The sequence below is a fragment of the Lactivibrio alcoholicus genome, assembly GCF_055390895.1.
Genome location: NZ_AP042471.1, coordinates 2,580,199 through 2,607,034, shown reverse-complemented (window position 1 = coordinate 2,607,034; position 26,836 = coordinate 2,580,199). Strand labels below are relative to the sequence as shown.

At 63.0% G+C, this 26,836-nt stretch carries 21 protein-coding genes and 1 riboswitch; of the genes, 6 read left to right on the top strand and 15 right to left on the bottom strand.

All coding sequences use genetic code 11. The features are described from left to right. Window positions 1-242: 242 nt before the first annotated feature. Window positions 243-3,659 carry a glycosyltransferase gene (locus tag ACZ5IU_RS11930; protein WP_464417590.1) on the top strand — a complete coding sequence of 1,139 codons (3,417 nt, stop codon included), beginning with the start codon at window positions 243-245 and terminating at the stop codon, window positions 3,657-3,659. Between the two features lie 79 nt (window positions 3,660-3,738). Next, complete coding sequence (locus ACZ5IU_RS11925; protein ID WP_464417588.1) at window positions 3,739-4,194, top strand: hypothetical protein; 456 nt, start codon at window positions 3,739-3,741, stop codon at window positions 4,192-4,194. On the opposite strand, the gene ACZ5IU_RS11920 is transcribed toward ACZ5IU_RS11925, so the two are convergent. The 6 genes from ACZ5IU_RS11920 to lysW are packed head-to-tail and all read right to left on the bottom strand — an operon-like array spanning window position 4,187 to window position 9,263. After that, a complete protein-coding gene (locus ACZ5IU_RS11920) occupies window positions 4,187-5,233 on the bottom strand; it encodes a M20/M25/M40 family metallo-hydrolase (protein WP_464417586.1) in 1,047 nt (348 codons plus the stop codon). The two genes, ACZ5IU_RS11925 and ACZ5IU_RS11920, sit on opposite strands and share 8 nt — an antisense overlap. After that, window positions 5,217-6,350 (bottom strand): aspartate aminotransferase family protein, encoded by a 1,134-nt coding sequence (locus tag ACZ5IU_RS11915; RefSeq protein WP_464417584.1) that lies wholly within the window; start codon window positions 6,348-6,350, stop codon window positions 5,217-5,219. The genes ACZ5IU_RS11920 and ACZ5IU_RS11915 overlap by 17 nt, the downstream gene beginning before the upstream one ends. Then, the gene (locus tag ACZ5IU_RS11910) at window positions 6,320-7,180 is read right to left on the bottom strand and encodes a [LysW]-aminoadipate kinase (protein ID WP_464417582.1); all 861 of its coding nucleotides are present in this window, start codon (window positions 7,178-7,180) and stop codon (window positions 6,320-6,322) included. Before ACZ5IU_RS11910 ends, ACZ5IU_RS11915 begins: the two co-directional genes overlap by 31 nt. Window positions 7,181-7,194: 14 nt before the next feature. After that, window positions 7,195-8,244: an N-acetyl-gamma-glutamyl-phosphate reductase gene (gene argC, locus ACZ5IU_RS11905; protein ID WP_464417580.1), complete on the bottom strand. Its 1,050-nt coding sequence runs from the start codon at window positions 8,242-8,244 to the stop codon at window positions 7,195-7,197. Continuing rightward, entirely contained in the window at window positions 8,241-9,083 is an 843-nt protein-coding gene (locus tag ACZ5IU_RS11900; RefSeq protein WP_464417578.1) for a RimK family alpha-L-glutamate ligase, read from the bottom strand. Before ACZ5IU_RS11900 ends, argC begins: the two co-directional genes overlap by 4 nt. Before the next feature lie 6 nt (window positions 9,084-9,089). Further along, window positions 9,090-9,263, bottom strand: a complete 174-nt coding sequence (lysW, locus tag ACZ5IU_RS11895; RefSeq protein ID WP_464417576.1) for a lysine biosynthesis protein LysW — start codon at window positions 9,261-9,263, stop codon at window positions 9,090-9,092. A gap of 157 nt (window positions 9,264-9,420) precedes the next feature. Between lysW and ACZ5IU_RS11890 the strand changes: the two genes are divergently transcribed. Further along, on the top strand, window positions 9,421-10,053 hold the full coding sequence (locus tag ACZ5IU_RS11890) for a hypothetical protein (RefSeq protein WP_464417574.1): 633 nt from the start codon (window positions 9,421-9,423) through the stop codon (window positions 10,051-10,053). Here the strand turns inward: ACZ5IU_RS11890 and ACZ5IU_RS11885 are convergent. The 3 genes from ACZ5IU_RS11885 to ACZ5IU_RS11875 form a co-directional block, all read right to left on the bottom strand. Further along, window positions 9,990-11,576 carry a M20/M25/M40 family metallo-hydrolase gene (locus tag ACZ5IU_RS11885; RefSeq protein WP_464417572.1) on the bottom strand — a complete coding sequence of 529 codons (1,587 nt, stop codon included), beginning with the start codon at window positions 11,574-11,576 and terminating at the stop codon, window positions 9,990-9,992. The genes ACZ5IU_RS11890 and ACZ5IU_RS11885 overlap by 64 nt on opposite strands. Next, on the bottom strand, window positions 11,494-13,863 hold the full coding sequence (locus tag ACZ5IU_RS11880) for a mechanosensitive ion channel family protein (RefSeq protein ID WP_464417570.1): 2,370 nt from the start codon (window positions 13,861-13,863) through the stop codon (window positions 11,494-11,496). The genes ACZ5IU_RS11885 and ACZ5IU_RS11880 overlap by 83 nt, the downstream gene beginning before the upstream one ends. A gap of 88 nt (window positions 13,864-13,951) precedes the next feature. Beyond that, window positions 13,952-14,953: an NAD(P)H-dependent flavin oxidoreductase gene (locus tag ACZ5IU_RS11875; protein ID WP_464421910.1), complete on the bottom strand. Its 1,002-nt coding sequence runs from the start codon at window positions 14,951-14,953 to the stop codon at window positions 13,952-13,954. A 221-nt stretch (window positions 14,954-15,174) separates the two neighbouring features. Between ACZ5IU_RS11875 and ACZ5IU_RS11870 the strand changes: the two genes are divergently transcribed. Further along, window positions 15,175-16,476: an L-cysteine desulfidase family protein gene (locus tag ACZ5IU_RS11870; protein WP_464417568.1), complete on the top strand. Its 1,302-nt coding sequence runs from the start codon at window positions 15,175-15,177 to the stop codon at window positions 16,474-16,476. Between the two features lie 84 nt (window positions 16,477-16,560). Here the strand turns inward: ACZ5IU_RS11870 and ACZ5IU_RS11865 are convergent, their stop codons facing one another. After that, a complete protein-coding gene (locus ACZ5IU_RS11865; RefSeq protein ID WP_464417566.1) occupies window positions 16,561-17,346 on the bottom strand; it encodes an HD domain-containing protein in 786 nt (261 codons plus the stop codon). Between the two features lie 131 nt (window positions 17,347-17,477). Between ACZ5IU_RS11865 and ACZ5IU_RS11860 the strand changes: the two genes are divergently transcribed. Then, window positions 17,478-18,536 (top strand): outer membrane protein assembly factor BamB family protein, encoded by a 1,059-nt coding sequence (locus ACZ5IU_RS11860; RefSeq protein WP_464417564.1) that lies wholly within the window; start codon window positions 17,478-17,480, stop codon window positions 18,534-18,536. Between the two features lie 94 nt (window positions 18,537-18,630). On the opposite strand, the gene metK is transcribed toward ACZ5IU_RS11860, so the two are convergent. Both metK and ACZ5IU_RS11850 read right to left on the bottom strand, forming a co-directional pair. Beyond that, window positions 18,631-19,833: a methionine adenosyltransferase gene (metK, locus tag ACZ5IU_RS11855; RefSeq protein ID WP_464417562.1), complete on the bottom strand. Its 1,203-nt coding sequence runs from the start codon at window positions 19,831-19,833 to the stop codon at window positions 18,631-18,633. 104 nt (window positions 19,834-19,937) lie between these two features. Next, window positions 19,938-20,038, bottom strand: a riboswitch (SAM riboswitch). Between the two features lie 70 nt (window positions 20,039-20,108). Beyond that, the gene (locus tag ACZ5IU_RS11850; RefSeq protein ID WP_464417560.1) at window positions 20,109-22,643 is read right to left on the bottom strand and encodes an adenosylcobalamin-dependent ribonucleoside-diphosphate reductase; all 2,535 of its coding nucleotides are present in this window, start codon (window positions 22,641-22,643) and stop codon (window positions 20,109-20,111) included. Between the two features lie 273 nt (window positions 22,644-22,916). On the opposite strand from ACZ5IU_RS11850, the gene ACZ5IU_RS11845 reads away from it, so the two are divergent. Continuing rightward, window positions 22,917-24,098: a MalY/PatB family protein gene (locus ACZ5IU_RS11845; protein ID WP_464417558.1), complete on the top strand. Its 1,182-nt coding sequence runs from the start codon at window positions 22,917-22,919 to the stop codon at window positions 24,096-24,098. 51 nt (window positions 24,099-24,149) lie between these two features. Here the strand turns inward: ACZ5IU_RS11845 and ACZ5IU_RS11840 are convergent, their stop codons facing one another. The 3 genes from ACZ5IU_RS11840 to ACZ5IU_RS11830 form a co-directional block, all read right to left on the bottom strand. Beyond that, window positions 24,150-24,911: an HpcH/HpaI aldolase family protein gene (locus ACZ5IU_RS11840; RefSeq protein WP_464417556.1), complete on the bottom strand. Its 762-nt coding sequence runs from the start codon at window positions 24,909-24,911 to the stop codon at window positions 24,150-24,152. Window positions 24,912-25,004: 93 nt separating this feature from the next. Beyond that, the gene (locus ACZ5IU_RS11835) at window positions 25,005-25,925 is read right to left on the bottom strand and encodes an isocitrate lyase/PEP mutase family protein (RefSeq protein ID WP_464421907.1); all 921 of its coding nucleotides are present in this window, start codon (window positions 25,923-25,925) and stop codon (window positions 25,005-25,007) included. Window positions 25,926-25,939: 14 nt separating this feature from the next. After that, a complete protein-coding gene (locus tag ACZ5IU_RS11830) occupies window positions 25,940-26,836 on the bottom strand; it encodes an isocitrate lyase/PEP mutase family protein (protein WP_464417554.1) in 897 nt (298 codons plus the stop codon).

The window sequence follows — 26,836 nt, the reverse complement described above, 5'->3', positions numbered from 1 at the left end:
CACTTTGATGCTATAGTACCCCCTGGGGGTGATTGCCATGAAACGAGCATCTCGCGCCTTCGTCTGTCCGCCCTGAATCCTTGTCGTTCTGGCCGCGGCGGTCGTCGCGGCGGTTTCCTGGGTCGTTCGGTTCTTCAGGGGGTAAATTGTTTCGTTTCCGGTATCCGCCGAAATTCCTCTTCCTCCGGAGCTCCGAATCGTAGTATTCTCTCCGTACATCTCCCGAAAGCCGAGTGAACCGAATGATCCCGGAATCCGGAAAGCCAGTCTTCTTCGATCCCGACAAACGCCGCTGGAAGCGTTCCGTCGCGTTCCTCAGGTGCGCGTTCGCACTGGGGATCGGTCTCTTTGCCATTTTCGCGTGGAGTCTCTGGAAGAACCCCGACCTCCCCGACCCCAAGCTTCCGAACCCCTTCGCGCTTTCGCGGCTTCACGCTCTCGTTTCGCCGCACGCGCGGACCGACGCGAAGGAACGCGTCAGAAAGCTTCCCCGGAACGTCCGAGCTCCCGCGACGCGGCAGGCGGCGCACCTTTCGAAGCTGTATCCGGAAACGCTCCCGCGCAGGGACCACCCGCTCGTCGTCGGCTTTTTCGTCAACTGGGACGACACGAGCCTGACATCCCTGAGCCGGAACGCGGGGAAACTCGATATCCTGATCCCCGAGTGGCTCCATCTCTCCGAAAACGACGGCGGCATATCGCTCAACGATCCGTCGCTTCAGGAGAACGTACGGCGACTCGTGGCGGAGGCAAACCCCTCTCTTCGGATCTTTCCCCTGGTCAACAATTTCAGCCCGGACACGCAGAAGTGGGAAGGAGCGAAGGTCGCCGGAATTCTCAGAGACCGGACAAAACGGACGCGTCTTCTTTCGGCGCTGTTCGACTATGTCCACGGGAGCGGCTTTGCGGGGATCAATATCGATTTCGAGTCCATTCCCCGGGAAAACCGCAAGGATTTCCTTTCGTTCGTCGAAGATCTCGCCGCGCGCTTCAGGAGCGAGGGGCTCCTCGTCTCCTGTTCCGTCCCGTTCGATGACCCTGCGTTCGACTACAGGGGACTCGCGAAGCACTGCGCCTTTCTCGTCCTGATGGCGTACGACGAACACTGGACGACCGGTAAGCCGGGCCCGCTGGCGTCGCAATCCTGGTTCGAGGAAGGACTGAAAAAGCGCTTTTCCGAACTTCCGGCATACAAATACGTCATCGCCCTGGGCAACTACGGATACGACTGGCCCGCAAAGGGACACGGCACGGAGCTTTCCTTCCAGGACGCGCTGCGCGTCGCGCGGGAATCCGAGGGCGATATCCGGCTTGACCGCGCGGCAGGCAATCCGACGTTCTCATATTACGACGAGAACGACCAGCCCCATCGCGTCTGGTTTCTGGACGCCGTCAGCTGTTTCAATCAGGTTGTCGCGGCGTCGGGATCCCGCCCCCTCGGGTTCGCGCTCTGGAGACTCGGATCGGAGGATCCCGGGATCTGGGGGTTTCTCGGAAAGCCGACTCCAACCTCCGAAGACGCGCTCCTCCTTTCGGAGATGCGCTACGGCTACGATCTCGACTACGAGGGGAAGGGCGAGGTGCTGCGCGTCACGTCGAGTCCGCGGAGAGGGCGCCGGACGATAGAATACGACCGGAAGTCCGGGCTGATCTCGGATGAGCGCGTCGTCTCGTTTCCGACACCGTACGAGATCACTCGGTGGGGCGGCGGAAAGAAACGTGAGGTCGCGCTGACGTTCGACGACGGCCCGGATCCGAAATACACGCCGGCGATTCTCGATATCCTCTCGCGAACGGGATCGAGGGCGACGTTCTTCGTCATCGGAGCCAACGGCAATACGTATCCGTCGCTGATGCGCCGCGCGCTCGAACAGGGATGCGAGATCGGAAACCACACGTTCACGCACCCGGATATCAGCCGGATCACGGCAGGAGAACTGAATCTCGAACTCAACGCGACGGAACGGCTGTTCGAGAGCAGGCTCGGGCGCAAATCGCTTCTTTTCCGCCCCCCCTACGGAGAGGACGTCGAGCCCGTCACGCCGGACCAGATCAGGCCGCTGCTCACAGCGAGCGGACTCGGATACTATACGATCGGCATGCAGATCGACCCGAAAGACTGGACGAACCCCGGAACGGAACGCATCGTCTCTTCCGTGATCGAGGGACTCGAGGCGGGACGCGGAAACGTCGTCCTCCTTCACGACGGCGGCGGAGACCGGCGCCAGACGCTCGAAGCGCTTCCGATCCTCATCGGACGGCTGAAGGAACTGGGCTACAGGACGGTGACCGTTTCCGAACTTCTCCGACTTCCGCGCGACGCGGTCATGCCTCCCGTCACGAGCAACGAGCACTTTCTCGCGTTCGGCACGGACATGGTCTTCAACACCTTCCAGTGGCTCGACCTCGGACTCCGGATACTTTTCGTGGCCGGGATCTTCCTGGGACTCTCGCGAATGCTCTTCATCGGACTTCTCGCGATCGCCCAGAAGCTCCGCGCTCCGGCGCCGGCTTCCTCCGCCATGCCGTCGGTCGTCGTGCTGATTCCGGCATACAACGAGGAAAAGGTCATCTGCCGGACCGTCGAAAAACTGCTCGAATCGGACTATGGAGATCTTTCGGTCATCGTCGCGGACGACGGATCGACCGACGAAACCTTCGCGCGCCTCGCCGGGCGCTTCGCGACAGATCCGAGGGTGACGCTGATCACGAAACCGAACGGCGGAAAGGCGGCGGCGCTCAACGAAGCGCTCCGCCACACGACGGCCGACATCGTCATCACTCTCGACGCCGACACGGTCATCGCTCCCGACGCGATCGGGGCGCTCGTACACCGCTTCAACGACCCGCGTGTCGGAGCCGTCGCGGGAAATGCGAAGGTCGGCAACAGGGTCAACCTGCTGACCCGCTGGCAGGCGCTCGAGTATATCACGAGTCAGAACCTCGACCGCCGGGCATTCGACGTCCTCAACTGCATCTCCGTCGTCCCCGGCGCCGTCGGGGCATGGCGTCGCGACGCACTGGCCGTATCGGAAGGATTTCCTGCCGACACGCTCGCCGAAGACGCGGATCTCACGCTTGCCGTTCTGAAGGCCGGGTACAGGATCGAATACGAGGAGCGAGCCGTCGCCTGGACGGAGGCCCCGCAAACCATCCGGGCCTTTCTGAAACAGCGCTTCCGATGGACTTTCGGCACGCTTCAGGTCATCTGGAAGCACAGGGATATCCTTTTCAGGCCGCGCTATGGCGCCGCGGGCTTCGTGCTCATCCCGAACGTTCTGATCTTCCAGATTTTCTTTCCGCTGATATCGCCGGTCATGGACATCATCCCCCTCTGGGTCGCCGGGACGACACTTCTGGACAAAATCCGGCACCCCTCGACATACTCGGTCGGGGCGCTTTACACGGTCATCGCGTTCTACCTGCTCTTCCAGACCGCGGAAATACTCTCGGCCTGCCTGGCCTTCGCGCTCGAACGGCGCGAGCAGTGGACTCTCATCACCTGGATGGCCCTGCAGCGCTTCTTCTACAGGCAGCTGCTCTATATCGTCGCTATAGCTTCCGGTCTCGCGGCCGTCCGCGGCGGTCTCGTCGGATGGAACAAGCTCGAGCGGCGTGCGGACGTCTCCGTTCCCCCAACCACACCTCCGGCTTCGTGACGACTTGCCGGAGACACGGACATGGGATACCATACGCACGGAACGGAGACGTTCCGTCTTTTCGCGGGGAGGTGGCGTGATGCAGCCGGAGGATGATCAGCGTACCGCAAGGGCTCTTGCATGGGTGACGACCCTGCGGCGCGAGCTGGACCGCGAGCACGTGCTCCCGTCGTGTCTCGTCCGTCTGCTTTCGGAGGGTCTGTCGGTCGTGGAATCGTTCCTCGCGCCCCAGACGCCGGCTGTAGAACGGGAACCGGAGGAGCTCTTCCTCGAGGCCGAGCGGATTCTCGCGTCCATCGGCGGACCGCTGGGCTCGAGAAGCGACGTCGAACGGGCCCTGCGTCTCCTGACGACGGCCATCGACCGGGCCAAGGCTGCGGGAAAGCCCGTGTCGGCATCGTATCAGCTGCGTTCGCACGTCTACGAGATGCTCGCGAAGATCGACAGGAACATCTCCATCATCCAGTCGGGGCTTGAAATGACGTCTTCCCGGCCGCCGCTCGCCTCGAAGGATCAGATCTCCCTCTTCAAATAGCACGGGACAGAAACTCTTCGACGCCGTACGACAGGATCCCGATCGACGCGACATAGTCGCGCAGGTCGAGACGTTCCTCCGCGGTATGGTCCAGACGGCTGTCTCCCGGACCGTATGCGATCATCGGACATCCCCATGCGGCCGCGAGATTGAAGTCCGCGGTTCCTCCCTTCGCGAGAAGGCGCGGCGTACGACCGGCCTTCCTGACGGAGACCCGGAACGCGCGGACGAGCGGGTCGCCCGGTTCCGTCATCGCCGCCTCAATCCTCGAGAGTACCGCGCCGTTCACGCCGTGTTTCGCGGCCGTCTCTCCGAGCGAAGCGAGCGGATCTCCTCCCTTATCGAGCGGAATGCGGACGTCGAGATCGATGCGGGCCCGGCGACCTCCGTTCTCGACCCCCTCCATGAGACAGACCGCTACGGACGGCCGTTCGATGACGGGACGGGAAGGATCGTCCGTCGCCCGTATCGCCGAGATCATTTCGGCGGCCGCGGTCAGGCAGGCGGTCTGCGGACCGGCGTCGCCGCTCCGGTGCGCTCCGGAATCCGCGGCCGTGAACGAGACGCGCGCCATGCCGCGATACCCGATCGTCACCCCGTCGGTCCCCGACGGTTCCCCGACGACGCATCCCGCCGGACGGTGAAGGCCGAGCCGGAAGCGCGCCCCGCGCGAATCGTCCTCTTCCCCGACGGCCGCGACGAGCGTCATCCGCCACCCTTCCGGAAGCTCCACACGCCCTCCGGCGACCGCCGCCGCGCACAGCGGGCCCTTCGCGTCCACCGAGCCGCGTCCCCAGAGGACATCGGCGTCGATCCGGACATCTGGGCCACCGGGAACCGTGTCGATATGACACAGAAAGACGAGTTCTCGTCCGCCCTTCCCGCGTTCCGCGACGACGCTGCCCGCACCGTCGCGGGAAACCCGATCCCAGCCGAAGGAAGGAAGGGCCCGTTCCAGAAAGGAACAGGCCGCATCCTCGAAACGGCTCGGACTCGGGATCGAGACGAGCGACCGGAGGAGGTCAATCTCCGGCGTCACCGAACGCCTCCAGAACCAACGCGAGCGCGTCGCGGACGAACAGGCAGTCGTCTTCCCCGGCGACGAACGGCGGCAGGAAGCGTACGACCGACGGCCCCGCCGGAAGCGCGAGAACACCCTTTTCCTGGAGACGCTTCACGATATCCGGCGCCTTCACGCTCACCTCGACTCCGACGAGAAGTCCCAGACCGCGGATATCCTTCACGAGAGGGGATCGGATCTCCGAGAGCGCGGCGCGGAAAAACGTTCCGAGCGCTGCGGCCTTCTGCGGATAGCGGTGCGCATTGAGCGCGTCCCACGCCGCGCATCCGACGGCGGCGACGAGGGGGTTGCCGCCGTATGTCGTTCCGTGGCCCTTGGCTGGAAAGTCTCCGAGGTCTCCCCTCCAGACGATCGCACCGGCGGGAAGACCACCCGCAACGCCCTTGGCGAGCGCGACGATATCCGGTTCGAGTCCGACAATCGTACTCGCGAGAAGGCCCCCGCAGCGCCCCCATCCGCTCTGGACCTCGTCGGCGACGAGAATGGCCCCGCACGCGCCACACGCTTCATTCAGGGAAGCGGCGACGGTCGGGGACATCGGGTAGACGCCGCCCTCCCCCTGCACCGGCTCGACGAACACGGCCGCGACGCTCCCGTCGACGTTCGCCGCGAGTTCTTCCGGCGCGAAATGTTCGACCGGCGGCAACAGATGGAGCCACGCCTTCCGGTATTGCGGATTGAACGTCAGCGACAGCGCTCCGAGGGTCCGTCCGTGAAAGCCCCGCCGGGCGGCGAGGATGCGCTTCTTCCCGGGGCGCAGCGCCGTCGCGAGCTTCAGCGCGGCTTCGATCGCCTCGGTCCCGCTGTTGCAGAGAAACGCCTTCCCTCCGGAACGCAACGTCCGGAGGCGATCCAGAAACGCGTCCCGTACCGGGCTATCGAGCCCGAGCCCGATCGTCCACGGATCCCCTGCCGCTTCGCGAAGCGCCGCGACGAGATCAGGGTGCGCGTGGCCGAAGAGCGCGCCCCCCTGCGCCGCGACAAAATCGACGTACTCGCGCCCGTCGGCGTCGCGGAGGCGACAGCCCGCTCCGGACGCGACGGTTACACCACGGCCGCCATAGATGTGGGACACAGTTCCGTTCCCCTTCCCGCGAGAGCCTCCGAAAGCGGCTCCTCCACGCGGCTGTCCGCGATGATCGCCCGCGGAACGCCGCCGAGGAGCGCCTCCTTCGCAGCCAGAAGCTTTCGCTTCATATTCCCCTTCGCGTACGATTCGAGCGCGTCCCAGTCGTCCAGACCTCCGCGGCAGACGAGCGAATCCGGGTCCGAACCGTCCCGAAGGAGCCCCGGCACGTTGCTCAGGATCACGAGGACGTCCGCGCCGAGAGCGCTTGCGGCCGAAGCGGCCATCCGATCCCCGTCGACGTTGAGCGCGCCGACTCCCTCGACGTCGGCCGCGAGAGGCGGAAGCAGCGGAACGGCTCCCGCATTCCACGCGCGGCGCACCGGAGCCGCGTCGAAGGAGACGATGGACCCGCTCCGGTTGCCCCGGAGAAGGCGCACCCGTCCGTTTTCCTGCGAGCGCAAGATGTCCTTCCGGGACGCGACGGCGGTTGTACCGCGTCCCGGATAGAGCGGCATCCCCCACAGGCCGCACTCGCCGAATTCCTCCGTGATCCCGAGCGAATAGGTTCCGCAGGCCGCGAGGAAGAGCGCCATCTCGCGGTCGCCGACGAATCGGCTCCGGTAGCCGCTCGGGCTCGTGACGTACACGGGTTCGATTCCGGCTGCGGTGCAGAGGTCCTCCATCTGTGAACTCGCGCCGTGGACGAGGACCCAACGTTCGCCGGAACGCACCCTGCCGGCGATATCCCGAACGAGCGAGGACACGGAATTTCCGCGCGCCCCTCCGATCTTCACGACTCCCGTCACTCTCGCGGCATTCATGCGCAGCGATTCCATTTCGATCATCCTCCTCAGGCCGGATAGACCGGGATCATCGCGAGCCCTTCCGTCTCGCCGAGTCCCAGCATGATATTGGCGCACTGGACCGCGCTTCCCGCGGCTCCCTTCATGAGATTGTCGATTGCCGAAACGAGGACGAGCCTCCGTCCGTCGCCCTCGAGCGCAAAGCCGACCATGCAGCGGTTGCTTCCGAGCACGAGCCTCGGATCCGGGAAACGGAGGTGCGCCGGGCGGGCCGGGCAGAGCGAAAGAAACGGCTGTCCCTCGAACGCCTTCCGGTATGCGGACCATATCTCGCTCTCCCTGCATTTCTTCGACAGGGTGACGTGCGCGAACATCTGGACCCCCCGTACGACGGGAACCGCCGTCACGCTCATGAGGATGCGTTCCTCCGGAATTCCCGTCTCCTGGACGACTTCCGCGAGATGCCTGTGTCTGAACGGATCGATCACTCGAAGCACATTGCTCCGGTAGGGGTGATGTCCCCCCTGCGACGGCTCGGAGCCCCCCTCGGAGGATCCGACGCGGAGCTCCATCCGGACCTCGTCGACGAGCCCGGCCCGTGCGAGCGGGAAGAGCCCGAGGATCGCGCAGGTCGCGTTGCAGCCGACACCGCTCGCGAGAGACGCCCCGGCGAGCTCGTTCCGGTAGAGCTCTGGAAGTCCGTAGACCCGATGCTCCACGAGCCCGGGATCGGGATGCGCCGATCCGTACCACCTCTCGTAGGCCGTCATCTCGGAGAGCCTGACGTCCGCCGAGAGATCGGCAACCCTCACGCCCCGGTCGAGAAAGCGCCGGATCCACGGGAAAGAAGCGCCGTGCGGCAGCGCGAGGAACACGACGTCGGGCAAAAGACCTGCCGCCTCGTCGGGCGCGATGAAAGCAAGTTCGGGAAAGGAGGCCCGAAGGTGAGGATGGACGTTCCAGAGCGGACTTCCCGCCCGGCTTCGCGAGACGACCCATTCCGCCCGGATCGATGGGTGTCCCGCGAGGAGGCGAACCACCTCGCCGCCTGCCATGCCGCCCGCCCCGAAGACGAGCGCGCGGGCGGGCGCGTTCACCGCGAGGCCTCCAGGCACGACTGCGCATGCTTCAGGATGAGTCCCGGAAGATCGACGCCCGTCGTCGTGATGGAACTCCGGAACTCGGGCTGTCCGTTGATCTCGTTGACGAGCCATCCATCGGGACCGAGGAAGAGATCCACGGCGAGGATATCCCCGCCGATCGCCGCGTGCGTCCGGCGCAGGACGGACTCCATTTCCTCCGTTATCGGAAGTCCCTCGGGGACGCCTCCGCGCGCCGTGTTCGTGATCCAGTGATCGCTCTTCCGTCTGATCGCGGTCACGGGCTTGCCGTCGATCAGCGTCACCCTGACGTCGTACCCTCCCTTCTCGACGTACTTCTGGATGAAGAACACCGAGTGGGACGGTCCGAGATGCGCCTTGTGCTCGGCGATGGCCTCCGCCGTCTCCCTGCTGTCGACCTTCGCGAGGAGCCGCCCCCAGCTTCCGACGGGCGGCTTGAAGACGACGGGGTACCCCAGACGCTCCGCGGCCTCGACGGCGCCTTCCGGAGAGAACGCGACCGAATAAAGCGGCTGCGGGACTCCGGTGCGCGTCAGGACAGCAGCGGTCGTCACCTTGTCGCCGCACAGCGAGATAACCGACGAGTGGTTGATCGTCCGGATCTCCCGGGATTCGAGAAGTTGCGCCAAAGCGATGTTATGCGTCTGGCCGATGCATCGGCAGAGCACCACGTCACCGGGGTCCGCTTCGATCCCGGGCCATATCCTGTCGGTTACATCGTCAGCGACGACAGGAATCCCGAGGCGCTGCGCCGCCTCGAAGAGCAACTTTTCCTCTACCCGAAGCCGGGTGTAGGCGATCCGGAGCTGTGCCATTCCCTTCTATTCGCCCCAGTCTTCCTGGATTTCGGGAGCCTCTTCGACTTTCAGCGGGTCGAGCGACGTTACCTCGAGATCGGAACCGCAGTCGGGACACGTCAGGATCTCACCGACAAGGACACTGTCCGGGACCACAACCTTCCCCTCGCACACGACGCACGAAACCTGAGCTGCCATCACATACGCCTCCCTAGAAACAAGAATGTAGGGGGAAGGATAAACCATAGTTTTTTATATGTCAATAGATAAACTAAAATTTATTTTTGGGAAGAGTCTCTCCTTTGATACAATTGATATGCGACGCATATCCGCAGGAGCGGAGGGGGCGACGCCGATGTCAGTCTGTGAACGTTGCGGAAAACAGGGATTGTTCGTCCGTATCTCGAAATGGAATCTCTGTTCCTCGTGCCGGAAAGAGATCGAGGCGCTTTCGGAGGAACGGGTCCGGTTGTGCGTCGCGAATCTGAAGGCCATGGAATCGTCGGCGTCGGGGGAAATGCGCGTCCGATATCTCGACCGCGCGGCGGCCGCGATTTCCGAGCTTCTGCCGTACGACGCGTTCGATCCTCCGGTGGCGACGCCGCGTCCCTCGGAGCGACTGCAGGAGATCGCGAGGATGAAGGAATCCCTCGCGTCGGAGCAGACGTCGATTGAAACACTTCTCGATCGGGCGGACGAGATCCTCTCGACACTCTCGACTCCGCTCGGGAGCGAAACCCGGATCCGCTACGCCCTTTCGCTTCTCGACGAGGCGATCCAGCACGCCAGGGGCGGAGACGCGAACACCCTGGAACGCGCCTATCGGACGCGCTCCAGGGTGTTCGAACAGCTTGCGGCGATTGACCGCAGCGCGGCGGGGATCCAGTCAGGCCTCGCCTTCACGAGGTCCGGCAGGCGGCACCCTCAGGAACGGGCGAGCGTCTCGAGCGCCGACGCGAGCACCGGAGGCAGCACGCCGAACGAATAGGGAAGATTGAGCCGTTCCGTGTCCTTGTGCGCGTCCTTTCCGATCGGGCCGATGTTGATCCCGGGGATATCCAGCCGGCACAGATCGTCGAGCGGTATGCCGTACTCCGTTCCCCAAAACGGCATGTTCGCACTCAGCGGGTCGAGTTCTTCCCTCGCCCCCTGGAAACCGAGGTAGCTCAGGTCCATGATCCCCTCGAAAATCTCCCGCACGTCGATGTCGTGTCCGCGTGCGGCGGCGGTTTTCACGGCAATCTCCGCCGCTCTCGCGCACGCGATTTCGCCTCTGCACGTCCGACGGTTCCGCCGGGGTGGATAGAACGGCGGCAGGAATCCGAGGACGACAGCCGGTCCCGTTATTCCCGATTCGCGAACGACCCTCCCGAGTTCCGCGATCGCATGGTCGCGAACATCTCCGGGAAGGTCCGTGGGATCTGATTCGCTCCCCGTCCCGTTCCGAATCAGCTCATCCACGGTGTACACCGCCGGGGCCGCCGTTCCCGGGCCGTACTGTTTCCCGAGAGCGCAGGCCGCCGAGCGCAGCTGCTCATCCGTGCGTCTCAGGGCTTCCGCAGCGACGGCCCGCATACCGGCGAGAACCGACGCCGGGGTTTCGTTCACGATGAGCCGGTTGCAGAAAACGACGGCCCGGTCGGGAAGGGTTACGGCGTAGTGTGGTCTCAGGTCGCGCATCCGAAGGCAGGATTGCGGCGGAAGGCGCCGTCCGTCGACGGTTTCCGACGTCGACGGGTCGGCCTCGCAGAGCGTCTCGAGGTGCGCTGCGACGAGCGCGGCGTTGCATCCCTCGAAATAGTCGCCGACATGCGTTTCACGACCGACGCAGTAGAACAGAGGCATGATTTTTCCGATGGTTCCGAGATGGATCATCGCCCGGCCTGAACCGCCGTCGCCCACGCACGGTTCCGTGTTCACGCACGCGAGGAACGTCTCCCCGGAATCCTGGAGCCTCGCGAGCTCCGATATCGCGGCCCTCATCCCCGCGGAGTCGCTCTCCTCGTCGGGGACGGCGAGCATCATGAGGTTCGCCCCGAGCGATCCGGGAGACGCGGCTGCGGCCTCGAGGAAGGTCATTTCGAGCGCGATCCCGAATTTCATGTCGGCCACTCCCCGTCCGAACAGATAGTCACCCGATTCGAGGTCCCGTCGCGCTTCATCCGGAATATTCCGTTCCCCGATCCGTCGCGTGCAGACATCGGGATCGAACGCGACGGATTCGAGTGAGCCGTACCCTTCCGCGCCAACGACGTCGAAATGCCCCGTGAGGACGATCGTCCTGTCGGTCTTCGGCCGCGCCCGGACACGGGCAATGACGAAAACTCTCCCGAGTGCGTCTCCCTGGATCGGAACGAGCGTCACATCCCCTTCGGGCAGCGACCGGGAGAGCGTCACGGCAATGTACCGCGCGGCTTCGTTCTCTCCGCTAGGGGAGGCGGAGAGACTTTTGATCCTCACCAGATCCGTCAGAATCTCGCGGATTCTCTCCTGTCGAGGGATCGGAATCATGCTGTTCCCCTTCTTTCCTGTGGCGTTTCGCGAGACGCACATCGACGGGAGCGGTTCCTGAGAGATGGACGTCCATCTGCGGATAGGCGATGACGATTCCTGCCTTTTCGAACATCGAGACGAGACGGAACCGGATGTCGCTCGGGACCTTCAGCGTGGAGGCGTTCGCCATGTCGATCATGAAGTACAACGTAAACTCAAGCGCGCTCGGGCCGAAATCTCCAAAGACCACGAAGGGTTCGGGGGATTTGAGCACCCGGCTATGTTCCGACGCCGCAAGAATGAGCAAGCGTTCGACTTCGCGAACGTCCGATCCGTAAGCGACGCCGACGGAAACCTTCAGCCGGACTTTCTGGTCGGTGAGGGTCCTGTTCGTAACCTTGTGGTCGAGAAAGTAGCTGTTCGGAACCAGAACATGGAAGTTGTCGTACGTTTTGATGCTTGTCGAACGCGCTCCGATCTCCTCAACCGTCGCCGTGATGCCGTCCACGTCGATGACGTCATTGATCCGGAAGGGTTTGGAGAACATCAGAATAAAGCCGCTGATCAGGTTGCTGAAGAGATTCTGCGCGCCGACGCCGATGCCGAGCGCCAAGGCGCCTCCAATGAAGGCGAAGGCCGTTATCGGGACGTTGATGATGTCGAGCGCCACCATGAGGAATACGAAAATAAGGAAGATGAAGAACACGCTTTGGATCATCACCGACTTCGTCGGATCGAGATTGAACCTGTTCAGCACGAACCGCCGGAATCCCGAGGCGATGATCCGGCTCGCTGCGTATCCGAACAGAAAGAGGACGATGGAGACGAGGAGCTTGAGAACGGTGATGTCGTAGCCGTCGTCGCTCCAGAGCCGGGCGTTCAGGAACGACATGACCTTTTCTTTTCCGAGGTCCGTGACGTGTTCGGCAAGGCGCAGCGCGTTGAGCGTCTCGTCGATCTCCGCCAGAATGCGGGTATCGAGCGTGAAGACGGTCGTCATCCGGGAGGCGAACCGGACGAGATCCTCTGCGGTCTGGTTGAGAGCATCAAGCCGCGAGCGGTAGCGAACGAGGAGGTCCCTGTCCGCCGAAACACGGTCCATATCCTTTCTCGTGGCCACGATCGCCGCGTTCGTCCGCGCCTGTTCGTTCTGGACGGAAACGAGCTGCGTCTCGAAGCCCTTGATTCTCGCCTGGGCTTCGCCCCTGATCGTCCAGACTTCTGCGCTCCTGAGGGTCCCCTTCACGACGTCGTAGCGGTTCCGCCATATCGTCTGCGCCAGTCCGAGGTAGAGGGCCTCCTGTTCCGCACGGTCGACGAGACCCTGCCAGTACGAAAACCACGCCTCGCGTTCCGCGACGAGCGCTGTCGCGAGTTCTTTTTTCCGTTCATTGCCGCCCGCACCCGCGAGGTCGTTCTGCGCCTTCGAGAGAAGGCGTTCCGCTTTCGAGCGCTCGTCGAGCATCTTCGGCAGCGCGGCCTTCACCTCGTCGACCCTGGTCTGCAGGGCCGCGATCTGCCGATCGAGATCCTCCTGACTGTAGGCATGCTGTTTCCGGATCTTATCGAGGACGGAACGCCGCTTCTCGAGTTCCGTATCGACCATCTCGAGGCGCAGTTTCGCGATGGTCCGCGTCGTATTCCTGAGGGCCATATCGAGTTTCATCGACTCGACGTTTTCCTTCGATCGCGCGATTTCCCATGCCTCGGCGGAAGTCGTCGGCGCTGAGGTCTGAAGATCGCGAAGAGCGCTTTCAGCTTTCTGCGTCTGGTCGCGGAGCGAGTCGAGCGAATTGTCGATATAGGACGCCGCCGCCAAAAGCGAGTTCCGCCTGAGCTTCAAATCGTCGTACCCATCCTGGATCGCGTCCGAGACGGAGAGGGGATAGGGTGGCTTCGCGTCCACGAGAAGCTTCGTCTCGCTTTCCGCTCGGGTCTGCTCGAGGTCCTTCTTCGTCTTTTCGAGAACGTCCATCTGGGATCCGAGACGTCCGTACATGTTCTGCAGCGTATTCAGAAGCGAAACGCGACGTGAGAACAGATCCTCGGAGATGGATTCGGCCTCGGACGTCGTCGCGTTCAGCGTGTCGAGGAGTTTCTGGATCTCCTCGGCACGCTTCCGGACCTGATCGGGCGTGAATTCATACTGCCGGGATCCGTTGTGGCCCGACGGCCTAGGTTGGGGTTGCGCCGGAAGCGCGTCGGAAGAGACCACGACGACGGCGCCCGAATCGGGCGACGCTGCCGGGGAAGGAGACGGGGTGAGAAGGAACAGAAACAGGAACAGACACTTCAGGATCGTCATGTACGCGCCTCCCTTCCTGGTTTCCGGTACGACCGGAGGCGGGTCTCCCCGCCTCCGTGAAGAGATCGTGCGTGTTCCGGCGGAGCCTTCAGTCGGGGAAGAGTTCCGCGACGATATCCCGCACGCGCTCCTGTCGCGTCACCCGCGTGACGTTGGAGCCGCAGAAGAAGAGCCCTTCCTCCCAGCGCCCTTGGAACGCGTCGACGAGCGCCTGGGCGATACAGAAGGTCTCCCGCTCGTTCCTGTAGCGACAATGGGTGAGGCAGTTCGCGATGCAGGGCTTGCTTTCCACATGCCCATTGAGGTACTGGTTGATGAACGGGTTTCTCAGGGCGCGTCCCGGCAGTCCGGCCGGACTCTGGATGATGACGACATCTTCTTCCTTCGCGTCGATGAATGCCTGCTTGAAGCGGTCCGAAGCGTCCCCCTCGACGGTGCACGCGAAGCGCGTCCCCATCTGGACGCCGCGCGCGCCGAGCGAAAACGCGTGTTCGATATCCTTCCGGTCCCAGATGCCGCCCGCCGCAACGACCGGGATGCCGAAGCCTCCGTCCGCCAGGTATGCGACGAGTTCGGGGACCACCGTCTCGAGGGAGAATTCCGGCGCATCGACCTGTTCCATTTTCGTCACGCCGAGATGCCCCCCGGCGTAGAGCGGCGTCTCGACGACGAAGCCGTCCGGGAGACGGCCGTAGAGCTTCTCCCAACGCCTCAGGATGAGACTCGCCGCCTTTGTCGTGCTGACGATCGGGACGAGTGCGACGTCGGGGAAATCCTTCGTGTATTCCGGAAGACGCAACGGCAGCCCCGCACCGGAGATGATGACATCGACGCCGCCTTCGCAGGCGGATCGGACGTGCTGATCGTAATCGGTCAGAGCGACCATGCAGTTGACCGCGATCACGCCGCCTCCGGCGATTGCGCGGGCACTCCGGATCGCGTCTCTGACGGCGACCTTGTTCGCCTCGAAGTAGTTCTTCCCGTCATACAGCGGGTGATTGCACGCGAGCCCGACGCTCGCAATCGTTCCGATCCCGCCGCAAAGAGCGACATTCCCCGCGAGCGACGGTCCGGAAATTGCGACGCCCATCCCCCCCTGGATCAGGGGATACTTCGGCTGATGCTTTCCCAGCCGTAAAACAGGTCGTTCTATGGTCACTGGTTTCCTCTCCTCGACAAAAATAGTCTTCTCTGACCAAAACTGGGTTATTTTAGCCCAAAACCCGACGGCGGTGCAAGGGAAGCAGGCTTTCTGCTACAATGATTTCATACATTCGGGGGGGTGATCCCCCCGTCAGGGGAGGGAATACGATGTTTACGATCAGGGATTTTCTGCGCTCCGAAGTCAAACCGGCGCTCGGGTGTACCGAGCCCGGGGCGGTCGCTCTGGCCGTCGCACGGGCAAAAGAGGAGATCGGCGGCTCCGACGTCAGGTCCATACACGTTACCGTCAGCGACAGCATTTATAAAAACGGTGTCGCGGTCGGAATACCCGGAACCAGCGGGCTCAAGGGAAACGCCATAGCGGCCGCGCTCGGCGCCCTTGCCGGTGTTTCATCCTACGGTCTCGAGGTGCTCCGCGACTGTACGGAAAACGACGCGATCCGCGCGAAGAAAATGGCGGCGGACGGAACGGTCCGCGTAACGGCACTCCCCGACAGACACGGCGTCTACGTCGAAACCGACGTCACCACGGAAAACGGAACCGCATCCTGCACCATCGACGGATCCCACACTTCGATCACGAAAGTCACGAAAAACGGCGTCACGACCTTCGAAACGACCAGTGCGACGGACGCTTCGAAGCCGAAGCCCCCGGCGCTCTCCGAACAGATAGCCGGCATGAAGTACACGGCACTCGTCCGAATGGTCGAAGACATGAACCAGGAGGACGTCGACTATGTCATGAACGGCGTCGACATGAACCTTGCCATCGCCGAATACGGATTTGACGACCATCACAGGTCCGGCCTCGAGATCGGCAAGACCATCCGCAACGCGGGAGGTCTCGAGACCGGCGACCTGGGAATCAAGATAAAGGCGTTCTCTGCGGCGGCGGCGGACGCGCGGATGTCCGGCGCGCCGATGCCCGTCATGAGCAGCGCCGGAAGCGGCAATCACGGCGTCACGGCGATTCTTCCGGTCGCCATTCTCGGGCGCGAGAATGGAAAGAGCCGCGAGGAGATCGCGAAGGCTGTCGCCTTCAGCCATCTGTCCACCAGCTTCATCAAGAGCCGGACGGGACGCCTGAGCCCGATCTGCGGATGCACGGTCGCCGCCGGGGCGGGAGCCGCGGCCGGTATGACCTGGCTCCTCACGGGAGACGTCCGGCGGGCGGTCAAGGCGATGTCCATCGTCCTCGCGAACCTCGTCGGAATGCTCTGCGACGGCGCGAAGGACACCTGCGCCCTCAAGGTCGGAACCGGCGCGATGGAGGCGTATCACGCGACGCTGCTCGCGATGAACGACCGGGACCTCGATCCTCAGGGAGTCGTCGACGAGACGATCGAAGCGACCGTCCAGAACGTCGCCGACATCAGCTTCAAGGCCATGAAGGATGTCGACGGAACGGTCATCGGCATGGTTTCGAGGCGCATGGAAAAGGCGCAATAAAATCCGGCGCGTCCGACGGACGCCACCGTGACGACGCAAGAGGGCTCTTCCCGACATGGGAAGAGCCCTCTTGCGTCGTCCAGTCTATTCCGGAAGAGACTCCCGATGGTGGTGAATCCGCTCCCTGAGATCTCTCAGAAGAGTTTTCGTCTCGTCGTCGCGCGGCATCCGGGCTTCGATCCATTCGATGTAGCCGCGCTCCCGAAGTATATCGAACGACGGAGAGAAGTTCAGGTCGAGCGCCCACGTCATCTGGACGAGCAGGAAATCGACCAGGGACCGCACCGACGCATAGCTCGCAGCCCCATTCTCCCGGACTTCATCGCACAGAGCGGGCGACAGCGGTCCGTCGGGCTGGACGCGCGGCAGGAGATCCCGGATTCTTCCGTCCCGGACGTACCCCTGCACGAGCTGGTAGACGTCGAGTTTGTCCCCGTCACGGACGATCCTCGCGTACGGAAGGCTCCCCGAATCGATCCCCGGCGGCAGATGTTTCTTGTTGTGATGCCTGACCGCGTCGACGATGATCCCTCTGACCGGTGCGTCGACGTCCCCCCACGGGAAGACATCCTCGAGCGTGTCCGCTCCCGTGTCGCCATGGTCGATCGAATCGCCGTCGGAATACGTTCCGTAATCACGGAACTGTCGGAAGCGCCCCACATCGTGCAGGAGGCCGGCAGCGTCCGCAAGGCGGATCCTCGAGTCGTCCCAATGCAGGGAGCGGGCGATGGTGGCGACATTCGTCTCGACGCGAAGGCTGTGTTCCTTCTTGACTCGCATGAGGGACGGCAGCTTTCCCGCCTCGTCGGCGAAGCCGTCGACGTACGTTTCGAACCACTGACGCGTCGTAATGAGCTGGGAGATCTTCATTGTAAGAGACACCTCGTTCGGGTGGAACATCCAAGTGGGTATTATACCCCACTTATCCCGAGGACTGACAAGCACTGCCGTTATGCCTATAATGGAATGCATACCATAACACACGAAGGGAGATGCATCCATTGAGGAATCTTTCGAAACTCATCGCGACGGCAGCGTTCGTCCTCCTCGTCGCTCCGTGCACGTTCGCCGTCGGCGACGCGCCGTGGAAGGGCGATCTCAAATGGAAATACGATGCGGGGTTCGGAATAACGGGGACACCCGTCGTCTCCGACGGCAAAGTCTATGTCGGAGACGGAGAGGGAACGCTCCACGTCGTGAACGCGGCCACGGGGCAGCTCGTCTGGAAATTCAAGGGGGGCACGACGATCAACGGGGCTCCCGCCCTCATGGACGGCTCGGTTTTCATCGGCGGCCGCGACGGAACGCTCTTCGCGCTGAGCGCGAAGGACGGCTCCATCCGCTGGGAGTACCGCTCCGGCTCGGGCACCACGCCGGGAGCGATCTGGGCATCGCCCGTCGCCGCCGACGGCAAGGTTTTCTTCTGCAGCGCCGACGGACGCGTCTACGCGCTGAACTCGCGGACCGGATCGCTCGTCTGGTCGTTCAACACGGGGAGGGAACTCCGTTCCTCGCCGCTCTACGCGAACGGCACGATCTACGTCGGCGATTACAACGGGCTCTTCCACGCGATTGACGCGAAAAGCGGAAAAAAGCTTTGGGGCGGCGGCTCGTCGGGCCCGATCAACGCTCAACCGACGACCGCTGATGGGATCGTCTACTTCGGAAGCTGGGACGGAACGCTCCAGGCCGTCCGCATCAAGGGCGTCATCCCGCTCTGGAAGGCTTCGGTCGGGGAATCCGTCACGACATCGGCGACGATCTCCGGCGGTCGTGCCTATATCGGCACAGTAACGGGAAATCTCGTCGCCCTCGGCGTCGGAAACGGCGTTCCGATGTGGTCGTTCAACTCCCCGGGCGGCATCCACTCGACACCGATCGTCGCGGACGGACTCGTCTTTTTCGGAAGCGACCAGGGGATTCTGTTCGCGCTCAACGCGGCAACCGGCAAAGCCCACTGGTCGTTCGCGACGGGACGCGAAATCCTCTCCTCTCCCGCGATCGACGGGGGGACACTCTTCTTCGGAAGTATGGACGGCTTTCTGTACGCGATTCGCTGACCCGCGACGCAACCGACATCAAACGAAGACAGGGAAGGGGACCGGCGAGAGGCCGGTCCCCTTCCCTGTCTTCGTTCTCCGCGTTCCGCCCTGCCTACGCCTTTTCGGCCGCCCTGCGAATCGCTTCCGCCATGTCCGTCAGCTCCCATGAAGGCATCGGATCGAGATCGATCCGGCCCATGTGTCCGTAGGCCGCGACGCGGCGGTACTGCGGCTTCCGCAGGTCGAGCCGGCTGATGATCGCGCCGGGGCGGAAGTCGAAAAGCTCCCGGACGATCGCGGTGATCCGCTCGTCGGATACGCTCCCCGTTCCGAACGTATCGATCATGATCGAAACCGGCTCCGCCACGCCGATGGCGTACGCCACCTGGATCTGGCACTTGTCGGCCACGCCGGACGCCACGACGTTCTTGGCGACATACCGGGCCATGTAGGCGCCGGAACGGTCCACTTTCGTCGGATCCTTTCCGGAGAACGCGCCGCCGCCGTGGGGCGCCCACCCGCCGTAGGTGTCCACGATGATCTTTCGTCCCGTGAGGCCGGTGTCCGCCATCGGTCCTCCCTTGACGAAACGCCCCGTCGGATTGACGAGCATCCGCGTGTCTTCCTTCATGAGATAGTCGGGGATGACGGGATTGATGACGTGCTCGATGATGTCCGCGCGGATCTGGGACTCCGTCGCGCCGGGATGATGCTGCGTCGACACGATGATCGTGTCCGCACGCACGGCCTCGCCGTTCTGATACTCCAGCGTGACCTGGGTCTTTCCGTCGGGACGGAGATACGGGATGGTCCCCTCCTTGCGCACCTTCGCGAGCCTTCTCGCGAGCCGATGCGCAAGGGCGATGGGCATCGGCAGGAATTCGGGCGTCTCGTTGCACGCGTAGCCGACCATCATCCCCTGGTCCCCGGCGCCGGTCTTCGCGATTTCTTCCTCATGCGCCGCCTGGCTACGGATTTCCAGCGCCGCGTTCACGCCCTGGGCGATGTCCGCGGATTGCTCGTCGATCGCCGAAATGACCGCGCAGGTGTCGCCGTCGAAGCCGTACTTCGCGCGAGTGTAGCCGATATCCTTGATGATATCCCGGGTGAGCTTCGGGATATCCACGTAGGTGCTTGTGGTTATCTCGCCCGCGACGAGCACGAGCCCAGTCGTCACGAGAACTTCGCACGCCACGCGTCCCTTAGGGTCGTCCTTGAGGATAGCGTCGAGGACGCCGTCGGAAATCTGATCGGCCACCTTGTCGGGGTGCCCCTCCGTCACTGATTCCGAAGTGAACAGAAACTTTTCCGCCATATGTCGTAACCCCCTTCTTCGATCTGAAAACACGTTTCCCGCAAATACGACACAAAAAAGGCCCTTCCCGAGGAAGGGCCTTTCATTCGCATACAGCCGCTTTCCTCTTATCATCCGCCGCACGGGCGCTGGTTTTGGCACCATGTCTGGAAAAACAGGTTGCCGGGCATCATCGGGCCAGTCCCTCCGCCGCTCTCGATAAGAGATTTTCAGTTGTCAAAGAATCACAAACGCCAGAGAATTATACGCGATAGCAAGAGCTTGTCAATCGTCCGCTATTTGCACGGCGAATAGCCGCAGCTGAAGCAGTAGGCGCAGCCCGAGACCATCTCCATCGGGCTGTCGCACTCGGGACACTTCTTCCCGCGGTCGTCGCCCCCGTGCGGCGTCTCGCGCCGGATCAGCTTTTCCAGAAGCAGCGCCACCGCATCCGGAATGGAACGCGCCACCTGCTCCTCGTCGGAGTCGAAGAGCCACGCCTCCTTGCCCGAAAGGCCCTTGAGCGTCGCGATGAAGTCCTCCAGCTTACCGCCGCTCCGAAGGCCGATCGATATCGCCCGGGAGAGCGCCTCGGTCATCGCCTTGAGTTCGGAGCCGCTTTTGCCGATCGACGCGAACACTTCAAACGGTTCGTCCCCGTCGAAATTCAGCGTGACGTAGACGCTCCCCCACGGTGTATGCTCCTTGATCGTCTTCCCGAAGACGATCATTCCGGGGCGCTCCTTCACGCGGCTGGTGTGCGGAACCTGCTGCTCGCGCTTCGCTCCTGCGGCTTCCTGTTTGCCCTTCACGTCGACGGGCTGGTCGTTGCGCGATCCGTCGCGATAGATCGTGATTCCCTTCGCGCCGAAGCGATAGCACATCTCGTAGACGCCGCGAACGTCCTCCACGGTCGCCTCGTTCGGGAGATTCACGGTCTTGCTGATGCCGCTGTCGACATGCGCCGCAAAGCGTCCGACGACGCTGACGTGCTCCTTGGTCCCGATGTCGTAGGCCGTGACGAAGACGGGGTCCGCGATCCGTCCCGAACGCCGGAGTTCCTCGCGCTGGTCGGGGGAGAGGAGCCGGTGCCAGAACTCCCGCGTTTCGGCGCCCGAGGCGTCGGTCCGGACGATCCGGCGCGACCAGGACCACGCAAAATTCGGCTCCACGCCGGGGCTCGCATCGATAAGCATCGAGATGGACCCGGTCGGTGCGATCGAAAGCCTGCGGCTGTTGCGCAGCCGTCCTTCAAAGAGCGCCCGGACCACGCGCGCGGCGTCTTCGGGAGATCGCCGCGCAAGCGCTTCGACCGCGTTGACGAGCGTGTAGGGGATCCGATCCCCGCCGCGCATCGCCTCGACCAGTCCGGCAAGGTTCTCCGGGCGGACCTCTTCGGGAATGCGCCCCGTTCCGCCGTCGGTCCTCCACGCCCCAAACAGCTCGCGGACGAGCCCGGACTCCGGGAAGGACGCTTTGCCCATCTCGTCGACCATATCGACGGTCGCCTGAAGCGCGGCCGAAGACATCAGGGACGCAAGGCGGTCGCAGAACGCGAGGAAGTCATCCGCGCCGTACCGGAGACGCAGGCGGATCGCCGCATCCGCGAGCCCCATGATTCCGAGACCGACGGGACGTATCCGCTTCGTGCGGTCCTCGATCCGCGGCAGCGGGTAGGAACACGCGTCGATCACGAGGTCCAGATAGTACATGGAGCGGAAGACCTGGTTCTCGAACGCGGCGGCGTCGAATCCCGAACCGACGAAGGTGTCCGCATTGACCGAACCGAGGTTGCAGCTCGTATAATTGGGCAACGGCTGTTCGCCGCAGGGATTCGTGGACTCGATGCGCCACTCGGGCCCCATTTTGAGAAGGTTGTCGGCGTTCGCCCGGTCGATGAAGAAGACCCCGGGGTCGCCGCGTTTCCAGGCGCTTTCGCAGATCGCCGTCATGAGTTCGGCCGCCGGAATCGTCCGGACGACCGAACCGTCCTTCCGGGAGCGCAGCGCGAATCCCTCTCCGGCCCCGGCCGCGCGGATCAGCGCGTCGGAAAGGCAGACCGAGATGTTGAAGTAGGGGAACTTGCCCTCCTCTTCCTTGCTCCGGATGAAGTCGAGGATATCGGGGTGATCGTCGTAGAGCATCCCCATGAGAGCCGCGCGGCGGCGACCGCCCTGGACGACGACCGCCCCCATCGTGTTCCACGTCTCCATGAACGATATCGGCCCGGAGGCCTTGCCGCCGACGCCGCCGTTGATTTCCGACCCCCGTTCGCGCAGGTTTCCGAAATTTCCGCCGACGCCGCCGCCGAACTTGCTGATCACCGCGGCGTCCTTCACGGAGTCGAAGATCCCCTCGATGCTGTCCCCTACCGAGATAACGAAACACGCGAAGAGCTGCTGGTTCTTCGTCTTCGACCGCTGCAACAGCGCGTAATCCGCGAACGTCAGCGTCTCCGGATCCCCGTAGATCCGCGCGGCCATGTCCGACCGTATCGTCAGCCCCGCCCCAGCGCCGAAGAGGCACGGCGAGTTGAACAGGAAACGGCGCGCGCACAGGTCGGCGTACATGTTGGCTTCGAGCGTCCGGAGCCATTCGAGCGACGCGGGATCATCCGCATCGAGATACAGCGACTCCGCCGACGCGACGATCCGCGAAACGCGGCGCGCGAATTCGTGAAAGCTCGCCTCCCGCCTCACAGCTCCGGTCGCATCGTCGTATCGGAGCGAAAAATAGCGCTGGGCGAGAAGCCACTCCGCGTTCTCCGAGAGATCCGGAGGCTGTACGGCAGCGGAAGCGGAGAACGGAACGAATCGGTCGCGATAGTCCATCGGAGAATCCATCCTTCCATAAATAGCGTATTCTATTGAAAATAACGAGTAAAAACGTTATATGTTGTGTGATCACGGGAACACACTGTATCATACCCGCAACGCCGGAGCAAGCCGGGAAGCCCAATCTCAGCCGGATATCAGTCTCCCGTCTTCCGTGATCCGGACCGCGCGAATGTCTTCGGGACGATTCGCGGACGATGGTGTAGTATATCCACACCGGTTTTGTATCCGACAATGGATACGATTGATACTCAGAGAGGAGAGAGATTTTTGGGACAATATGATTTCGACACCGTCATCGAACGGACGAATACGTGCAGCTCGAAATGGGATCTTATGACGCCGCTTTTCGGGCGCAACGACCTACTGCCCATGTGGGTCGCGGACATGGACTTCAAGGCGCCACCCGAGGTGAGCGACGTTCTCCGGAAACGCGTGGAACACGGAATCTATGGCTACACGAAGCGGATGCCGTCCTATTACGAAGCCATCGTCTCGTGGGTCGCGCGCCGATTCGGATGGACGATCAAGCCGGAATGGATCTGCCATTCGCCCGGCGTCGTCCCCGCGCTCTCCATGGCGATCCTGACCTATACGCAGCCCGGTGATGGCGTTCTCATCCAGCCGCCCGTGTACTATCCTTTCTTCGACGTCATCGGCGGACGAGGGAGGCGGATCGTCGAAAATCCGCTCCGGTTCACGGGAGATCGCTTCGAGATCGATTTCGAGGATCTCGAGCGCAAGCTCGACCCTTCTGTGACGATGATGTTCCTCTGTTCGCCGCACAATCCGGTCGGCCGCGTCTGGACGCGCGAGGAACTCACCCGAATCGTGGATCTCTGCGCCGAGCGGAACGTCCTCATCGTGGCGGACGAAATCCATTCCGACATCGTCTTCCCGTGGGCGAAGCACACACCGGTCGCGTCGATCTCGGAGAAGGCCGCGTCGATCTCGCTCACGACGATCGCCCCGAGCAAGACGTTCAACATCGCCGGGCTTTCGACGTCCATGGTGATCGTCCCCGACGACCGGCTGCGAAAACGCTACAGCAACACGATTTCATTCCTCCATATCGACGGCGGCAACGCCTTCGGCACGCTTGCCTGCGAAGCCGCCTACCGCATGGGTGAGCCGTGGCTCGAAGAACTTATGGAATACCTCAGGGGGAACCTGGAGTTTCTGGACTCGTACCTGAAGGCGAACATCCCTGAAATACGCTTGATCTATCCCGAGGGAACCTATATCCCGTTCCTCGACTGCCGCACCCTGAAAATGAACGCGAAGGAGCAACAGGCGTTCTTCGTGAACGAAGCGAGAGTCGCCATGGATGGGGGCAACTGGTTCGGCACCGGCGGCGAAGGCTTCGCGCGCATGAACATCGCGACACCGCGGGCGCTTCTGCGCGAAGGACTCGAGCGGATCGAAAAGGCAGTGAAAGCCCGGCGGAAATAGCGACGAATAAAGAAGCCCCCGGATCCGGGGGCTTCTTTATTCGTCGATACGTCACGCTTTTCTCAGCGCCTGAACGACCTCTCGGCAGACGCTCGCGAAGAGCAGAATATCCATGCTGTAGGCAATGTAGCGAAACCCCTGCGCCACCCGGCGTTTCGCCTCTTCAACCGACGTGGCGAAGATTCCGGGAATCTTTCCGGCCTCCTGCGTGATCCGCAGCGCCCTGTCCACCGCCTCCACCATCTTCGGGTGCGAGATCTGCCCCGGGATACCCAGCGACTGGGAGAGGTCGTACGGTCCCACGAAGACTACGTCGATTCCTTCGACCGACGCGATCTCCGGAAGCCGTCCGAGTCCTTCGACGTTCTCGCAATGCACGACGACGAGCGTGTCCTCGTTCGCCTGCCGGAAGTACTCGTCGAGCTGACGCATTCCGTACGAGGACGACCGCGGCATCGCGGCGCCCCGGACACCGAGCGGAAAATACTTCGACCACCGTGCGACGTTTCGTGCGCATTCAACATCGTTCACCTGGGGCACCTGAACACCCGCCGCACCGACGTCGAGCGTCCGGAGGATCGTCTGCGAATCGGCCGACGTGACGCGGACGACCGGAGCGATGCCCCTGAGTTCCGCAGCCCGGATCGAATTCTGGATGGACTCGGGATTCCCGGGTCCGTGCTCCGTGTCGATGATCAGAAAATCGAACCCCGCGAGTCCCGCGATTTCAACGAAGTCCGGACATCCGGTCCCGAAGAAGGGCCCGTATACCGTTTCCCCCTGACGGAGTCTTTCCTTTATCGTCGCATGCATTGTCGCCGTCTCCTTTCACATGATTGACGCGCACTTCGCAGCCGGATTATACCGCTTTCGGAGGCACGGCTACGGGAGCGCGGCGGTGACGGGTCACTCTCCGACGATATGCTTTTTCCCGTGATACTTCGACTCCAGAACGTCTTTCGGCAGGTATGCGTCTTCCTTCGCGCGGATGTCGTCGAGGCGGACTATTTTCGCAAACTCTCCGAATACGCAGAGTCTGTCGAGATACGCGTCCGAAACGCCGCATTCGCGGACCTTCTTCATGACGTAGAGCATTCCTCCGGCCGCCGCATAGAGGCTCGTCAGCGCCGGGACTATGTATTTGAACCCCATGGCTTCCGCATCCCTGACGCTCACGAGCGGCGTCCTGCCCCCCTCGATGAGGTTGAGCATCAGCGGCGCGTCGATTTCCTTCGACACGCGCTCCATCTGTCCGCGCGTCTCGAGCGCCTCGACGAAGATCATGTCGACGCCGACGTCGACCGCCGCCTTCGCCCGGTCGATCGCGTCGTCGAGTCCGTTGACCGCGAGCGCATCCGTGCGGTACATGACGACGAAATCCGGATCGAGTTCATTCCGCGCGTCGAGCGCGGCCTTCAGCTTTCCCATCATCTCTCCGCGCGGCACGACCTGTTTTCCGGCCATGTGTCCGCATCGCTTGGGCGCTACCTGATCCTCCATGAAGAGGCCGGCCGCTCCGGCGAGGAGATATTCCCGCACCGTGTAGGACGCGTTCACCGCGTTGCCGAAGCCGTTGTCGGAATCGCCGACTACGGGAACGGCAACGGCGTGCGCGATGTTCCTGACCTGCGCGCACATCTCGCCGAAGCCGATCAGTCCGACATCCGGCTGCGCGAGAAGGACCGCCGCCGTGCCGTAGCCAGAATGCTGCAACACTTCGAATCCCGCCAGTTCGCAGATTCGCGCGCTCAGGGCGTCGTACACACCGGGGGCCACGATGGCCCCCGGACGCCTGAGAAGTTCCCTCAATCGCGTCGTCGTTTTCATCCGCGTCACGTCACTTACCGTCCTTTCGAAACATCCGCGTCCCTGCCCGTCGCGTACTTCTTCTCCATTTCGCGGACCTCGGGCAGTCCGACCAGTTCGTTGAATTCTCCGAAGGGAATCATCCGGTCAACGAAGGCTTTCGTCGAGCCGTCGCGCTTCAGTTCCTGCATCAGTTCCGTCACCGCCTTCGCGATGACGTAGGTCGACGACACCGGGAAGATCGCGAGATCGAACCCGATCTCCCCGAGTTCCGACTCCGAAAGGAAAGGCGTCCGGCCGTGTTCGACCATGTTCGCTATGACGGGGACTCCGAACGAGGACGTGATCCGGCGCATCTCGTCGACGTTCTCGGGGGATTCGATGAAAACGATATCCGCCCCCGCGTCCTCGAACGCCTTTCCGCGCTCGATCGCGGCGTCGATCCCCAGCCCCGTCCGCGCGTCCGTACGCGCCATGATCATGAGATCGTCGTCGAGTCTCGCGTCGCATGCGGCCCGAATCTTCCCGACCATTTCGGGAAGCGGGATGACCTCCCTTCCGAGCATGTGCCCGCACTTCTTCGGAGCGACCTGATCCTCGAGCTGGATACAGGCGACTCCCGCACGTTCGTACTCGCGGATCGTGCGTAGGACGTTGACCGCATTGCCGTAGCCCGTGTCCGCATCCGCGATAAGCGGGACATCCACGGCGTCCGCGATTCTCGCGGCCCGTTCCGCCATCTCCGTCAGCGTCAACAGTCCCACGTCCGGCCTCCCGAGAATGCTCGCGCTCGCTCCGTATCCCGTCATGTACACGGCATCGAAGCCCTCGTGCTCGGCGATTCTCGCGACGAGCGGATCGTGGACCCCGGGTGCGACCAGGATTCTGTCGCGCCCGAGGAGCCGACGCAGACGCGTTGTATTCTTCTCCAA

Coding starts and splice junctions, on each gene's coding strand:
- ACZ5IU_RS11930 (WP_464417590.1), top strand. CDS start 243: ATGATCCCGGAATCCGGAAAGCCAGTCTTCTTCGATCCCGACAAACGC.
- ACZ5IU_RS11925 (WP_464417588.1), top strand. CDS start 3,739: ATGCAGCCGGAGGATGATCAGCGTACCGCAAGGGCTCTTGCATGGGTG.
- ACZ5IU_RS11910 (WP_464417582.1), bottom strand. CDS start 7,180: ATGGAATCGCTGCGCATGAATGCCGCGAGAGTGACGGGAGTCGTGAAG.
- ACZ5IU_RS11900 (WP_464417578.1), bottom strand. CDS start 9,083: ATGGCACAGCTCCGGATCGCCTACACCCGGCTTCGGGTAGAGGAAAAG.
- lysW (WP_464417576.1), bottom strand. CDS start 9,263: ATGGCAGCTCAGGTTTCGTGCGTCGTGTGCGAGGGGAAGGTTGTGGTC.
- ACZ5IU_RS11890 (WP_464417574.1), top strand. CDS start 9,421: ATGTCAGTCTGTGAACGTTGCGGAAAACAGGGATTGTTCGTCCGTATC.
- ACZ5IU_RS11885 (WP_464417572.1), bottom strand. CDS start 11,576: ATGATTCCGATCCCTCGACAGGAGAGAATCCGCGAGATTCTGACGGAT.
- ACZ5IU_RS11880 (WP_464417570.1), bottom strand. CDS start 13,863: ATGACGATCCTGAAGTGTCTGTTCCTGTTTCTGTTCCTTCTCACCCCG.
- ACZ5IU_RS11875 (WP_464421910.1), bottom strand. CDS start 14,953: ATGGGCGTCGCAATTTCCGGACCGTCGCTCGCGGGGAATGTCGCTCTT.
- ACZ5IU_RS11870 (WP_464417568.1), top strand. CDS start 15,175: ATGTTTACGATCAGGGATTTTCTGCGCTCCGAAGTCAAACCGGCGCTC.
- ACZ5IU_RS11865 (WP_464417566.1), bottom strand. CDS start 17,346: ATGAAGATCTCCCAGCTCATTACGACGCGTCAGTGGTTCGAAACGTAC.
- metK (WP_464417562.1), bottom strand. CDS start 19,833: ATGGCGGAAAAGTTTCTGTTCACTTCGGAATCAGTGACGGAGGGGCAC.
- ACZ5IU_RS11850 (WP_464417560.1), bottom strand. CDS start 22,643: ATGGACTATCGCGACCGATTCGTTCCGTTCTCCGCTTCCGCTGCCGTA.
- ACZ5IU_RS11840 (WP_464417556.1), bottom strand. CDS start 24,911: ATGCATGCGACGATAAAGGAAAGACTCCGTCAGGGGGAAACGGTATAC.
- ACZ5IU_RS11835 (WP_464421907.1), bottom strand. CDS start 25,925: ATGAAAACGACGACGCGATTGAGGGAACTTCTCAGGCGTCCGGGGGCC.